Annotated in this window: 13 protein-coding genes; 8 read left to right on the top strand and 5 right to left on the bottom strand. The window is 40.2% G+C overall.

What is annotated here, in order from left to right; translation table 11 throughout:
* Nucleotides 1-123: 123 nt before the first annotated feature.
* Entirely contained in the window at nucleotides 124-957 is an 834-nt protein-coding gene (locus GJB62_RS11635; protein WP_114083458.1) for a class I SAM-dependent methyltransferase, read from the bottom strand.
* A 4-nt stretch (nucleotides 958-961) separates the two neighbouring features.
* On the bottom strand, nucleotides 962-2194 hold the full coding sequence (locus GJB62_RS11630) for a sedoheptulose 7-phosphate cyclase (protein WP_114083459.1): 1233 nt from the start codon (nucleotides 2192-2194) through the stop codon (nucleotides 962-964).
* A gap of 925 nt (nucleotides 2195-3119) precedes the next feature.
* Between GJB62_RS11630 and GJB62_RS11625 the strand changes: the two genes are divergently transcribed.
* From GJB62_RS11625 to GJB62_RS11605, 5 genes are all read left to right on the top strand, one after another.
* Nucleotides 3120-3836 (top strand): class I SAM-dependent methyltransferase, encoded by a 717-nt coding sequence (locus GJB62_RS11625; RefSeq protein ID WP_114083460.1) that lies wholly within the window; start codon nucleotides 3120-3122, stop codon nucleotides 3834-3836.
* A 414-nt stretch (nucleotides 3837-4250) separates the two neighbouring features.
* Nucleotides 4251-5330: a M4 family metallopeptidase gene (locus GJB62_RS11620; protein WP_114083461.1), complete on the top strand. Its 1080-nt coding sequence runs from the start codon at nucleotides 4251-4253 to the stop codon at nucleotides 5328-5330.
* A 175-nt stretch (nucleotides 5331-5505) separates the two neighbouring features.
* Nucleotides 5506-5805: a protealysin inhibitor emfourin gene (locus tag GJB62_RS11615; protein WP_114083462.1), complete on the top strand. Its 300-nt coding sequence runs from the start codon at nucleotides 5506-5508 to the stop codon at nucleotides 5803-5805.
* Nucleotides 5806-5841: 36 nt separating this feature from the next.
* The gene (locus tag GJB62_RS11610; protein ID WP_114083463.1) at nucleotides 5842-6666 is read left to right on the top strand and encodes an alpha/beta hydrolase; all 825 of its coding nucleotides are present in this window, start codon (nucleotides 5842-5844) and stop codon (nucleotides 6664-6666) included.
* A gap of 30 nt (nucleotides 6667-6696) precedes the next feature.
* On the top strand, nucleotides 6697-7470 hold the full coding sequence (locus GJB62_RS11605) for a DUF4437 domain-containing protein (protein ID WP_114083464.1): 774 nt from the start codon (nucleotides 6697-6699) through the stop codon (nucleotides 7468-7470).
* A 69-nt stretch (nucleotides 7471-7539) separates the two neighbouring features.
* Here GJB62_RS11605 and GJB62_RS11600 read toward each other — a convergent pair whose 3' ends face one another.
* On the bottom strand, nucleotides 7540-9015 hold the full coding sequence (locus GJB62_RS11600) for an amidohydrolase family protein (protein WP_114083465.1): 1476 nt from the start codon (nucleotides 9013-9015) through the stop codon (nucleotides 7540-7542).
* 119 nt (nucleotides 9016-9134) lie between these two features.
* On the opposite strand from GJB62_RS11600, the gene GJB62_RS11595 reads away from it, so the two are divergent.
* The 3 genes from GJB62_RS11595 to GJB62_RS11585 all read left to right on the top strand — a co-directional run bounded on the left by GJB62_RS11595 (nucleotide 9135) and on the right by GJB62_RS11585 (nucleotide 11499).
* Nucleotides 9135-9929 carry an aspartyl/asparaginyl beta-hydroxylase domain-containing protein gene (locus GJB62_RS11595; protein ID WP_114083495.1) on the top strand — a complete coding sequence of 265 codons (795 nt, stop codon included), beginning with the start codon at nucleotides 9135-9137 and terminating at the stop codon, nucleotides 9927-9929.
* A gap of 122 nt (nucleotides 9930-10051) precedes the next feature.
* Nucleotides 10052-11059, top strand: coding sequence for a zinc-binding dehydrogenase (locus GJB62_RS11590; protein WP_114083466.1), 1008 nt, complete (start codon nucleotides 10052-10054; stop codon nucleotides 11057-11059).
* A 41-nt stretch (nucleotides 11060-11100) separates the two neighbouring features.
* Entirely contained in the window at nucleotides 11101-11499 is a 399-nt protein-coding gene (locus tag GJB62_RS11585; protein WP_114083467.1) for a nuclear transport factor 2 family protein, read from the top strand.
* Between the two features lie 55 nt (nucleotides 11500-11554).
* On the opposite strand, the gene GJB62_RS11580 is transcribed toward GJB62_RS11585, so the two are convergent.
* Nucleotides 11555-12031, bottom strand: a complete 477-nt coding sequence (locus GJB62_RS11580) for a hypothetical protein (protein WP_114083468.1) — start codon at nucleotides 12029-12031, stop codon at nucleotides 11555-11557.
* Between the two features lie 134 nt (nucleotides 12032-12165).
* Nucleotides 12166-14559: a response regulator gene (locus GJB62_RS11575; protein WP_114083469.1), complete on the bottom strand. Its 2394-nt coding sequence runs from the start codon at nucleotides 14557-14559 to the stop codon at nucleotides 12166-12168.
* Between the last annotated feature and the right edge of the window lie 423 nt (nucleotides 14560-14982).

Genomic DNA, 14982 nt, shown 5'->3' with positions numbered 1-14982 from the left:
AATTATTTTATTGACGTGGAATGCGGTTCTTTTGTAGGGATGCACAGATGTGCATCCCTACCGGATATTGCATCCAAATGAGAACTGCTATAACATCAGATGCCTTGAATTGAGAAGCGCGCGTTATACCAAGCGTCTAATCAGAGTTATGCCATCTCGTATGGGTAACAGAACTTGCTCTACACGAGGATCTGCGGCGACAATGCGGTTGAACTGAGCGATCGCTTCACCATTGGCTGTACGCTGTTCTGATGGCAGGTAAACTTGTCCTTGCAACAAAGTATTATCTACACAGATTAACCCGTGGGGAGCTAGTAAATGGCTATCCAAGATAATTTGGAAGTACTCTACATACTCCTTTTTATCCGCATCAATGAAGATCAGATCAAAGGATTCTTTTTTAGCCGCCAGCTTGTGCAGCGTCTCTAGTGCAGGTGCTACTTCTACAACAATCTTGCTACCGTGGGGAGACTCTTGAAAGCAAGTTTGAGCAAACTCGGCCACATAAGAATCTACTTCACAAGCAATCAGTCGCCCATCATCTGGTAACGCCTCTGCCATTGCCAAAGCTGAATATCCTGTGAACATTCCCACTTCTAGGATGCTTTTAGCCTTAGTGATATGCACAAACATCTTTAGTGTTTGTCCTTCAAGATGTCCTGAGAGCATTTCTTGCTCTAATTGACGCACTGTTTCACCATCACTGAAGCGTTTACTCCAGTCTTCAATGCTTGTCTTCTGCGCTAGTGCTGTCAATGCGGTCGATTCAGGGGTAGTGCAATCATCCAGATAGGGATCTAAACCTACTGCTAATTGCAACCCTTGGCGCAGAGAGGTCAGTATCTCTGAAGGAATATTACTTTCCTCTGCCATTCTGAGGGTTTTTTGTAGCTGTGCTACCAGAATGCTATGTGGCGTTATTGGTCTTGCGGTATCTCGTCCTAAAATACTGGTCATGTTTTCACACTCCCAATAGTTTGGATTCTTCTTGAGTTTCTATGTAAGCGTCAATACCATCTCCGCCACGAGGGTATGTAGCACACAGACCTTTGTGTTCAGCTAAAGCTGCATCTAGTTCTTCACGGGTGAAATCGTTGACAAAGAAGCACTCACCAATGGGTTTAGGCATAGCTGCACGTTGTTTCCCGTCTCGCGTCAAGCTAATAGATTGGGTAGCATACCAGAGCAAATCGCCATCTAGTAGAGGATGATCGATTGATAAACCTATACGACTCATCAAGCTCAAAATGCGATCGCGTTCTCCTGATGTAATGTAGCCACGTCTTGCCGCAATGGTTGCAGACAAAGCCATATCTATATTGACGGCATGACCGTGAAACAACGGTATCATCGGAGCTAATTCTAAGGTCGGACTCCAAGTGTGACCGTAGGCAATGACGCGATCGAGGTCTAACTCATGCAAGTTTGGAGTCTCCAACTCCAGCATAGTTTTTATTGCCTCGTAATTGAGTTTATGTGCGATCGCTTTCAGTTCCTTTGTGCCATTCACATATCCAAAGTGAGTAGAAAGCAACTCTTCGCCATACTCATACAACAATTCAAAGACTTCAGAGTTCGCCACAACAGCAATTTTGACCAACTCTGCCATCCCATTACGAACTTGAGCCGTTGGTAATGTTTGCAAGAAGGAAAAATCGAGGATGACTTTCAAAGGAGCATGATATGCACCCAAGCGATTTTTTAACTTGCGATGGTTGACTGCAACCTTAATTGCCACACCTGCATCAATCAAACCAATCAGCGTTGTTGGAACCCGAATATAGTTACTCTTACGACGGTAAGCAGCGCACGCAAACCCAGCTACATCAGTGGTTAAACCACCACCCACTACTAATACTGGTTCCTTGCGGATTAAACCAAAGTCAGAAAAAGCATCAACAATTTTCTCAAAGGTTGCAAGGGTTTTAGTAGGCTCAGTAATCACAATGGGAACTACGGTCAGATCAATACCATAGTGTCTAAAATATGACTTGATTTGCTTGCCATATAATCTGTTGACATTAGCATCAATTACAGTCAGACAACGGCCAAACTTCTCATAGCTGTCTGCAATTTCTCTGTTACTGATATCAAATGCACCATTGACATAGATAAGACTAAACTCAATTTTTTCGTAACCTTCGACGCGAAATTCAGCTTCTGTTGCTTCAAACGATGCTTGAACATTACTCATTATTATTGACCTTGATAGAACTGAAAAATTTGTGAAAATTCAGGCAATATTTGAGATTTACCCTGATGTATGGCAATAACAAATTATGCTCATGAATGCCAAAACTTTTAGGCATTCTAAAGCCAGCTTTTACTAGAAAAGCTTATTATTATTACCGAGCGATGCCACTAAATAGCACCGTTATTGATCTAAATTCTGTAAGCTAACCTCTAATTTAAGGTTGCCCCAAGACTAATCAACTAGTCCCATTAAGAATTTATCGTCATAACGCTTGCGCTCTTTTGGGATTGTTGACCTGAATTCGGCAAGTTAACCTTAAATTTAGATTAACTTTACTATTAACTCTGCTATATCTATCTATAGATATAGAGGTTCGACAACTGTTTTAATTCGCAAAATTTCTAAGAGAGAAAACTGGATAAATAGTTTATCTCCAGGCTTCCATTTAAGATTACAGCCCTGATTAACCTTCAGTTCGCTGTTTTTTAGCATTAGTCTCGAACCTTTTATCGCTAAACTTGCTATGCTCTGTTTTACTCAGAGTGCCAGTGGACTTCTAGTTTATTTTAGTTAACTTTCTGTTCAGTATTTAATATACCAACGTCAGTAACTTTTGAAAACCCAAAATTTTAATTAATCAGAGTTACTAATTACACATATCAGTTTAACTCAATACATGAGTTATTTTATATTTACAAATCTTAAAAAAGAGTTAAATTGGCTTTTTAGTTCAAAATTATAGGATTTCAGCTTAAATTAAGAGATGACTTTCTGGTACATAACATAAAAAGTGATATGTGTATTCTGCCAAAAGTATATGAAGTGAATATTTTTTATACTAAAAGTTGATTCTACTGATGTAGTCTATACCTCAGTAATGATGGATGATTAATATTAATGAGTGTGTATATTTGTTCTAATCCCTATGCAACAGTTATTTCCCGGAGAGGTATTCGCCAGCACTGCTGATTTTGACATTGGTATTCGCCAACTGATACCCAGATACGATGAGATGTTGGAGGTAATTACCCGTTGTCTACCTTCCACAAGTCTGCGGATATTAGAATTAGGTTGTGGTACAGGCGAACTTAGTCTCAAAATACTCAAACGCTTTCCAAATGCCCAAGTAATTGCTCTAGATTACTCACCTCGAATGTTACAATTTGCCCAAGATAAAATCACAGCATCTGGATATCAAAAACGTTGGGTTGGTACACAAGCAGACTTTGGTGATTGGGCAAATAATCCAGAAAAATTAGATATTGGTAACGAATTTGATGCCTGTGTCTCATCCTTGGCAATTCATCATCTCCAGGATGAGATGAAATTAAAGTTATTTAGCCGAATTGCTGCGAGCCTCACTCAAGATGGCTGTTTTTGGAATGGAGACCCAATTTTACCGGAATCATCAGCCTTAGCAGAAGTTTATCAGGCTGCACGAGAAGAATGGTCAGTTGAACAGGGAACCAATTTAACAGAGATTCGTGCAAAGCTTGGTGCAAGCAGCACTCAAGGTTACTCTAGTCAAGACCAGCTAGCTAGTTTAGATGCTCATTTACAGATGTTGAGCAAAGCTGGATTTAAAACAGTTGCAGTACCTTGGAAATATTATGGTCTGGCGGTGTTAGGTGGCTGGCTATGAAAATTTTGGGTTTTGGATACTGGATTGGGAATTTACCTGTCCCTAATCGATATTTATCGGATTAGCAGACTTATGGTAACAAAACAGTAATAAATAACATTATTTCTCTTGATTAGAACTAATATATAGACGCTTTAGGTCTGTAAAGGAGGTCTTGCTAACTCACGCAAAGATTTTGGCTGAGACTTATGGTATCTAAGCCGTCCTTGTGTTTTGATGCAATATTCCCACATCAGAAGTACCCATGAGGGTACTATCAATCCTCTACAGACCTATCCGAAAATACAGAGTAGAAAATTTTCTTCAGAAAATAAACCAGGGACACGCAATTTGGATTCGTTTTTCTGCGCCTATCTCCAGTGGGGTTAAAGCCACTGTTTGCCATCACTTAGTTTTAAAAGGAGAATATCTTGGATGGCTCGAAATAAAAAGAAATCAGCCGGGTTTAAGTATGAGCATCCACTTGTGTCTAGATGCCCGATTTGTTGTATTATCCCGCCCCATATACTGGAACATGTCGTTGTAAATGGCAATCCTCAACAGCGTAATTGGGCTTTTCGTACATTAAATGTTTCGGCACAGTTTCGCGGACGGAGAGATGTCATAGGTACTGTCTCATTTGCACCTTCTCCGGGTGAAAAGCGCCGTACCATCTACGATGCAAAATATGGTCAGCAACTTCCTGGTACATTAGTGCGCGGTGAAGGCGATCCTCCCAGCAGTGATGTAGCAGTGAATGAAGCCTATGATGGTGCTGGTGCTACTTATGATTTGTTTTATGAGATATTCGATCGCAATTCCATTGACGATAAAGGGCTACGTTTAGACTCCACCGTGCATTATGGCGTTAAATATGATAATGCCTTTTGGAACGGCGACCAGATGGTTTATGGCGATGGCGACGGAGAACTGTTTCAACGCTTCACGAAATCAATTGATGTGATTGGGCATGAGCTAACTCATGGTATAACCCAGTATGAAGCGGGTTTACAGTACTATGGCGAACCAGGGGCACTAAATGAATCGTTTTCTGATGTCTTCGGTTCCCTGGTGAAACAGAAGATCAATAATCAGACCGTACAAGAGGCAGATTGGCTCATTGGCGAAGGTCTGTTAGTACCAACTGTCAAAGGTGTTGCCCTGCGATCGATGAAAGCACCGGGAACAGCTTATGATGATCCAGTATTGGGTAAAGATCCTCAACCAGCCCATGTAAAAGATAAATACACTGGTACTGATGATAACGGTGGCGTGCATATCAACTCAGGAATTCCTAACCATGCGTTTTATTTAGCGGCTGTTAGCATTGGTGGCTATGCTTGGGAAAAAGCAGGCAAAATCTGGTACATAGCTTTACGCGATCGCTTGAAAGCCAAAGCAGATTTTAAAAAAGCTGCCAGTGTCACCATTCAAATTGCTGGCGAACTCTACGGTAATGGTAGTGATGAGCAAAAAGCTGTACAGGATGCTTGGCAAAAGGTAGGAGTTATCTAGAAGTTATGAGTGAGGAGTGAGGAGTCAGGAATAAATAGTCAATACCTTCCACTCCCTCACTCAACACTCAGGACTGATAAATCTGTTGTGTATTGTTGCTAAAGTGGGGTGTGAGAACTATCGTCTCCCATTTTAAGTATTTATCCCAACTAAATAACACAACGGAGAGCAAAAAATGCGGATATCCTTTGAACGCACAGGTGGCTTTGCTGGAATCAGCAAGAAGACAACTGTTGATACAGACACTCTCCCGCCGGATGAAGCTGCGACACTTCCCCGCCTGGTGGAAGTTGCAGATTTATTTAGGCTACCTGAACTAATTACCTCGCCAAATCCCCAGAGCGATCGCTTTCAGTATAAGTTGACAGTAGAAGATAACGGCAAGCAGCATACAGTGACTGTCAGTGAGGCAGCATTGCCAGGAACCTTAAGACCCCTGATTGAATGGCTGCAAAGTATTGCACAAAAAAGGTAATTTGCTGAATAAGTTAAATGAATTTATCAGGATCTTATGAAAAAACCCATCAAACGAGCTTTTTTAGACACCGAAGATGGACAAATTCTTTACCGTATTGGTGGCGAAGGAGAACCTTTATTATTATTGCATCAAAATCCCAGAAGCAGTGATGAATTTCGTGAGCTAATGTCTATCTTTGCTCAGACAAGGCGTGTTATTGCTATGGACTTTTTGGGATTAGGTGATTCTGATAAACCTCCAAGAATGTACTCTACCGAAGACTACGCAAAAACTGTGATTGCTCTTTTGGAAGAATTAGGTATTTCGAGTATAAGCATCCTGGGAAACCATACGGGTGCTTTTGTGGCAGGAGAAGTGGCAGCAGCATATCCTGAAAAAGTAGATAAACTTATATTATGTAATGCTTTTGGCTTCGATGAAGAAGGAAAAGCAGCTTTATTAAAAAGATTTAATGACGGGTTCAAAATAAAAGCAGATGGCTCCCACCTCATGGAAAGATGGTCAGCCCGGGCCCAATATGTAGGCTCTCCAGAATTAAATCAACGTTGGGTTTTAGACGATTTAAAAAGCTCTGGCTATCCTTTATATGCGATTTGGGCTGTACAAGATTACTGTTTGAACGCGCCAACAAGATTTCAATTAATCAAGTCTCCTACCTTAATTTTATGGGGAACTGAGGATATGAAAACCTTTGACAAGCTAGGTTTAGCCAAAGTAGAAAATAGATATTTTGTTTCTAAAGCAATTCCTCATAGCAGGGTGGTTGAGATTGAAGGCGGAACTATCTGTATGATGAATCAAATGCCTGAAGAAATATCGCAGATAGTCATAGATTTTCTAGAAAATTCAAGTATTTAAAATTTTAGATAGGTGTTTGACAAAAAGATTATGGCAAGAGATCATATTGAGTTTATTCAGTCAGCAGATGTCATCCAAAAAACTTGGCTTGTAGATGGTTTGCTGGAAGGTGGACTGACACGTATCTTGAGTTTTGATACTGAAACTGGTGCGTCTACAGAATTAATTGAGTGGACACAAAACTGGGAGAATAGTTCCGGTTATTTCAATTGCGATGTGGAAATCTTTGTCCTCAGTGGAGAAATACGAATTGGGCAACTTCGCCTCGGACGCTACACTTATGCCTTTATTCCTAAAGGTGTCTGTATTGAAGCATGGAATATTAGCGAAAATACTAAAGCTTTGTGGATGCCTGAGCGCCATCCTAGCTTTACGAAATCACTGAATGATTTACCAGAAGCAAAAAGAGAATTATATATACCCTCGTACAGTTCAGAACTGATTCCTTGGTCTGCTACTATCACCCCCGGCTTTCCCCCAGGAGCAATGAGAAAAACTTTACGGAAGGGGCTAGACGGTGGAAGAAGCACTTGGCTTTTAGGGTGTTTACCGCAGTTCGTCGAACCTTTTGCAGAGTATCATCCCATTCCCGAAGAGGAATTTGTCCTCCAAGGCAGCCTCACCACACAGGCTGGTCACATGACTCCAGGCTGTTACTTTTGGCGACCGCCATTGATTTCACACGCCCCAGCATACACAGAAACCGGATACTTTGCTTTAGTACGAGGAGGGAACCCCCATCTTTCTTACCATGCCTGGGAACCGCCATTACATACATACTATCCTTGGGATTGGAATAAATAGATGCTGAACTTATAGAATAATTTTGTCTCTACTTTAAACTTGCAAATACTTTCATGTAGAGGGAATTATTTAAGACTGGGAGCGTTTCAAATACCGCCCAGTGGGTGAACCTAAAACTTGCCCATTGTTATAAATAAGATTTCCACGCAAAAAAGTACTCTTCACCCGCCCCGTTAACTCTACACCTTCAAAAGGCGTATAACCTTGTTGTGACTCAGACTCAGCAGCACGTACCACAAAGCTTTCATTGGGGTCTACCAGCACCAAATCAGCATCATAGCCAACAGCGATATCACCTTTTTCTAACAAACCAAAGCGCCGGGATGGGTTCCAAGATAGCAACTTAGCCATCTGGTTGTAAGACATTCCCCGCTTGCTACCTTCACTAAATACACCAGAAAGTAAATATTCTGTACCGCCAAAACCAGACTTTGCTAACCAAATATTATTTGGGTCTTTAGCACTTCTTTTTTGTTCAGCAGAACAACAAGCATGGTCGCTAACTATCCAATCTACTTGATTGTTTAGTACTGCTTGCCATAAGTATTCGACATCAGCGCGAGGACGGATAGGAGGGTTGACTTTTGCCCAAATACCATTAGGAGTATCGACATCTAATAGCAAATGTCCGACAGTAACTTCTCGCCGAAAATTGATGTGAGGAAAAGCAGTTTGCATAGTCAAAGCTGCTTCCATTGCTTTACGCGAACTTAGGTGCAACAAATTGATATTTGCACAGTTAGTCTCATGTGCCAAATAAGAAGCAATGCAAATTGCTAAACCTTCGGAATGAGGCGGACGCGCTGCACTGTAAGCGTGTAATCCGCTCAAACTAGAATCATTTTCAACTATTTTGGTATAGGCGTTGAGAATTTCTGCAACTTCACAGTGCAAACTCAAGCTGATAGTATCTCGCGCTTCTGGATGTTTTTCCATCAAGCGAGTTAGACCGCGCATAATAAATTCAAAATGGGCAAAGTCGTATCTTTCCTCTTTGTTAATCATCAAAAAGAGGTTTTGCTGGTCTGATAAACCATGCAACCCATATCCGCCATAAAACATGAAGATTTTAAACGAAGATATACCGTATTCCTCAAACAATAAAGGTATTTCGTCGATATGCTGGCTTGCTATAGGTGCGATGTGATAGGCGTAATCTACAAAAAAATTACCTGTGGATAAGGCCAAAACCTCTGGAAAAAAATCGCGGTAGGAGCCGCCTTTGTTAAGATAATACTGCCCTGTACGGATGTAATTTAAGCTGGTAGTTACGCCTCCCATTGCGGCTGCTTTGCTTTCAGTCAGAGCATCTTTGTCGAGAGGTTGATAGATACCGACGTGCATGTGGGCATCCACGACTCCAGGAAAGCCTAGCAGGTTTTTACCATCAAATACCTGTTTGCCTGTGTCTGCGCTAATATTAGAGGCAATCTGAGCAAATTTTCCATCCTTAATGCCTAAATCAAGTAGTTCGATTGCATCCTGATGGGGACGAACTACCCGCACATTTTTGATAATTTGATCTAATAGGGGAGTTTTGGACACAGTAGACCTCACACTAAAATGAGTTTAGTCAGGAATTCCAACATCGAATCTGAACGAAGAGCAAATCCTATCATTATATATAACGGTTTTTTATGAAATCATCTTCAGGAGAAAAAACAATGGAAAGCTTTAATGAATATAATATAGACCCAAATCAATTTACTTTTCTCAAAATCTTTGAAGATAACTGGCAAGTGATTAGAGAGGAATTTAAACGCTTTATTAACCAGGCATCTGATGAAGAGCTAAAGTTAACTTACGATATTCTGGGGCCTAAAAGTAAAACGATTAAAACCAAGGGTAATGCAAAATACAGCGCTTTTGGTATTTTATTTCAAGGTCTTTTTATTGAACAATATATTCAAGCTTATCAAATACAATATCCTGATTATGGGCCAGATGAGGCATCAAAAAAAGCACTTTTATTAAGAGAGAAGTATTTTCCAAATTTAGCTAATTTGATAAAAAATGTGAATTTTATTGATGATGATATCATCAGAAACGTCTATTATGGTACATTCCATCCGGGATTAGATATTAAGCTGCATGTAAACTATAACCCTCATACAAATCGTGGGTATTTGGGATTAATAGTTCCAGAGGGAGATGTGGCTATGAAAATATGCCACGATCAACTTTATTGGCATGAAGGAAAATTCCTGGTTTTAGATCATAGCTATCCACACTGTCCACATAATTACACCAATTATGATAGAACTGTTTTGGTTGTAGACTTTTTTAAACCAGATAAACCTAGAGATGAAGTGATCCGATTTGAGAAAGAGCAAGTCACACAACGGATGCAAGATAATCCTTACAGCTTAGGTGTTTTTGGTAAAAGCGATAAAGCTAAAGAAGAAGATTTTATCAAGTATGGTTTAGCTCATCAATTAGAGTGGGATAAAGCTTTATAAGGATAGTGAAATGCACCTTGTATTGTTGATAAATAGTGCGTTAGGTGAAAACATAACGAACGTACCCTAAATTTAAATTTCTCAACATAGCTTTTAATATTTGCACCGAATTACTTGTATCAATGAATGTACAAACCTACAGAAAGTTAATAGCAAATCAACTGAATCAAGATTTTAAATTGTCCATTAAAATTGTCGAAATTCCTATTACCAAACCTGCGGCTAGCGAACTTTTAATTCAAAATAAATTTGCTGGCGTTAACGGTGGCTTTGACACCTTACTTTGTCGTGGTGACGTTCCATATATTAACTTAATTCCTCCCTTTGATTTGGGTGTGGAAGCTGTGGGGAAAGTTATCGCTATGGGTGAAAATGTCAAAGATTTTCAAATTGGTGATGCTGTCATAACTATTGCACGTGGCGGCGGTTATCGAGAATATCAGGTTATCGATGCAAACTTAGCAGTGAAGGTGCGCGAAGCAACGCCAGAGTTGCTAACACTAATGCCTACAGGTGTATCAGCTTTGGTTGCATTGGAACAAGTGGGGGAGATGAAAAGTAATGAAGTGGTTTTAGTTACAGCCGCCGCCGGGGGAACCGGTCATATTGCAGTGCAATTGGCAAAGTTAGCCGGGAATCATGTCATTGGTACTTGTAGTTCTGAGGCGAAGGCAAAGTTACTGAGAGAATTAGGGTGCGATCGCATTATCAACTATCGCACAGAAAATCTCAATCACATCCTCAAGCAAGAATACCCCAATGGGATTAATTTAATTTTTGACTGTGTAGGTAAAACCGTATTTGATACCTGCGTTGAAAACTTGGCAGTGCGGGGACGCTTAATTGTAGTTGGTTTCATCTCCGAATACGCAAAAGATGTAGAAGAAATTACACAACCACGCCTTTATCACCAGCTATTTTGGAAAGCTGCTTCTGTGAGAGGCTTTCTCATGCCTCATTATAAAGAATATATGGCAGAGGCACGCGATCGCCTATTAAACCTGTTCTACACAGACAAACTCAAAGTTTCCGTTGACCCAAGACACTTTCAAGGCATAGAATCAATACCCGAAGCTGTAGAATATCTCTTCAGTGGTCAGAATTGTGGGAAAGTAGTTGTGAGGTTTTAAGTCACACAGCATTAGTTTATATCTAGTTAGCGCGGGTGGGAATGACACAAGACTCAGAAAATACTTTAAAAGTTGCTCGACAGGCATTTGAGCATCTTACGTATGGTATGGCAACTGGAGAGTGGGAAGCATTGTTAGATATGCTCACAGAAGACTTTACCCTTTGGTTTCCAATGGGTAAATTCCACGGTTTGAATGTCGGTAAACAGCGAGCTAGAGAATTTTTCGAGTACGTTTTTGAAGCCTTCAGCCCTGGTTTGAACTTGACCGGCTTAGACCGTGTTACGAGCAATGAAACAACGGCTGTTTTTGAGTTTCGAGATGAGGGACTTTTGTTTGGGCAGCTTTACAAAAATCGGGTAGCGGTTTCTTTTGATGTGCGTGGAGACAAAATTTGTGGCTATAGGGAATACTTTGGCAGCGATGGTAAATCTTATTAAATAATTCGTAACTAAGAATTACGTTAGCGAGTCCGCGAGCGTCATTACGAATTATTTAGTTTCTCTCAGGGTTGAGTTTGTTGATTTCTTTGCACTTAGCTTCTGCGGCTTGATATGCTGCCAAATAGTCCTGACCACCCAACATCACATCACCATAATATTCATAAGGTGGATCGCCATAGATTGGTAATGGTTCATCTTCTGGATAATCTTCTTTCGATTCTTCAATGATGGCTTTCAATTTTTTAACCGTTAGCCTTTGTGCTGCAAAATACCAGAGTTCTTGGGGATTTTTGTTCAGGTGCGGTAATGTGGGATCGATAATGCGTACCTCAGAGGCATCACCTAGTTCAATCCAACTGTGTTCAATCGGCCTGTATGGCTTTCCCACAAAAGTTAAAAATCCTTGGACATATCTTGCTCCCTCAGTAGACAATGCTGCTTTGTAAGCATTATCAAACGGAGTGCTAGCTCTGCTGTTTATGCGTTCAGCAGTTTCAATTGACAGCGTTTCATCCAGTAGTTTGTTCATCAATAGCAAGGATTAGAGCAGCCATGAGAATATATTACCACTCATGGGCAATGGGGAATGGGGAATGGGGAATGGGAGATGAGGTAGAAATAACCAATGACAAATGACAAATGACAAATGACAAATGACAAAATCTACTTTGTATTAATTACCATCTGTAAATTTCTTAACAAGTCGCTTGAGGTGTAGGGCTTGGACAATAGGGTTTTGACACTATTACCAAGGATTTTAATCATTTCATGATTGGAAGCTAATCCACTAACACCAATAATTTTGATCTCTGGATTAATTTTCTTCAACACATTAATGGTTGTTGGCCCATCCATGTTTGGCATCATCATATCAATCAAGACTACACTAATTTCTTGTTGATATTCTGTATATAGTGCGATCGCATCAATACCATCACTAGCTACTATAACTTTATAGGCATTTTTTTCTAACCAGGTTTGAGTAACCTCTCGAATTGAATCTTCATCATCAACCACGAGAATCAATTCTCCATGCCCCGGTGGTAATTCATCTCCAGCTAATTTACTATCTGTCTCCATTGTTTGCGTGACGGGTAAGCAAACTTGAAACTCTGTGCCTTTACCCACGTCAGTTACTACATTCACAAAACCGAAGTGGCTTTTTATAATCCCAAGCACTGTTGAAAGACCAAGCCCTGTGCCTTTTCCGACTTCTTTTGTTGTGAAAAATGGCTCAAAAATTCTATCTACTATTTCTCTCTTAATTCCTATGCCTGTATCACAGACGCTAATCATTACATAAGAACCTACCTTAGCATCAATATTCATTTTGGCGTAATGACTATCAACCCAGAAATTCTTCGCAGAAATCTTTAGAATACCGCCATTAGGCATGGCATCATGAGCATTGATACATAGGTTCATTAGCACTTGGTGTAACTGGGTAGCATCGCCAAAGATATTCCATAAGTTTTGCTCAGAAATATCAATACGGATTTCAATAGCTCTGGAAAATGTTTGCTTAATAATATTTTCAATTTCTGAAATCAAATACCGCACCTGTAAGGTTTTAAAGTTACCTACAGAGCCGCGTGAAAACCATAACACTTGTTTAACTAAATCTGCGGTGCGCTTAACATTTGTTTCCATAATTGTTAGCCATTGCTGACTTTTTTCATCTGGAAGCTGTGCCTCTAAAAGTTGCACTGTCATCAACATAGGTGTTAGTGCATTGTTAAGATCGTGGGCGATACCACTTGCTAGAGTGCCAAGGCTCTCCATTCGCTGGGCGCGGAGAAACTGCGCTTCCAGTTGTTTTTTCTCTGTAATGTCGGAGTTGACAATTAGGACGGATTTAGCTTGTCCCTCATTATCATTTACCAGTGTCCATCGGCTAGCAACGATAATCTCTTGGCCTTGTTTGGTAACTTGATATAATTCACCTTGCCACGAACCATGTTCAACTAAAGTTTTCTGGATGTTTTTTAGTTGACCAAAACTTTGCTTTTGATACAAAAACTGATTGGCATTCTTGCTCAATGCTTCTTCTGCCATCCAACCGTACAGATGTTCAGCCCCTTTATTCCAAAATTGAATTTTGTTAACTAAATCTTGAACGATAATTGCGTCTGTGGTGATATCGAGCCAAGCTGCTTGCTCACGAATTTTTTGCTCTGCATTTTTGCGTTCACGTAGCACAGCTTGCTGTTCGGTAATATCAATTACAAAGCCCGCCATCCGAGCAACTTTGCCTGTAGAGTCTAAAAAGATATAACCATTATTTTCAACTGTGATGTAAGTGCCATCTTTGCGAGCGACGCGAAACTCAAGGTGGAATCGCTCTTTTGCGGATAAAATGCGGTTAATCTCTTCATTGAATAATTTTCTATCATCAGGATGAACTAACTCTAACCAACGCTTCAAACCTCCTAACATCTCAGGCATAGAGTAACCTAATATTTGCTCTACATTGCCACCATATTTAATATCGTTGGTATCCAAGTACCAGTCGTAGAGAATTTGACCACTCGCTTGAATTAGTGCTTGGTAGCGATTGTTCCACTCATCTAATGCAGCTGAATGACATCGCAGTTCTTCTTCTACTCGCTGGCGCTCAAAGATTTCTATTTCTAAACGTTTATTTTGCTCTGTGAGTTTTTTTGTGAGGTTTCGTAAACGTAAATGGATATTTACCCTAGCTAAAACCTCTTTATTTTCTAGAGGTTTAGTTATGTAATCTACTGCCCCAAGGTTCAAACCTTTGATTTGATCTATCTTATCGGTTATAGCAGTTAGAAATATTACTGGAATATCTTGAGTAGCTGGATTTTTTTTCAAAAGTCTACAAGTTTCAAAGCCGTCAATTCCTGGCATTAATACATCCAATAAGATTAAGTCAGGTAAGGCATTCTCTGCAATTTCAATGGCATTCATTCCATCTTCAGATACTAAAACCTTCAAGCCGTAATACTCTAAAAGCTTGAATAATATCTCTAAATTAATAGGGGCATCATCAACTATTAAAATGACATTTCTTTCATCTTTGTTAAAATTCATACTTGCCTCCTATTAAATTTGTTTTAAACTTATCGCATTTGTTGATATTTAAAATCTTTGGCAAGTTGACGAACATGGTTGGCAAAGGGCACTTCATCACCTAATTATTCGGGAGCATTCCAATGCAAGCAAATTGACCAAGATGATATATTGTAATTACGATTGATTGTCTACAAGACGCTAAGTGAACGCTCCATTTTATTAACGTGAGTTCGACAAGTCTATTTGACCTCTCCCCCAGCCCCTCTCCGTGTCGGAGAGGGGAGTAAAAAGCTGAATTTTTCGTTGCTCCTCCCTTTCCGTTTCGGAGAGGGAGGCTGGGAGGGAGAGGTTCGTCGAACTCACGCTTTATTAGGTACCCTGCAAGAACGCCAAAGGCGATCGCAATAACAGCTTATACTTTTACACATTTGGGTGACTCTC

It is taken from the genome of Nostoc sp. ATCC 53789 (assembly GCF_009873495.1).
In the GTDB taxonomy this organism is placed as follows: Bacteria; Cyanobacteriota; Cyanobacteriia; order Cyanobacteriales; family Nostocaceae; genus Nostoc; species Nostoc muscorum_A.
This window is presented reverse-complemented; position numbering and strand designations above follow the sequence as displayed.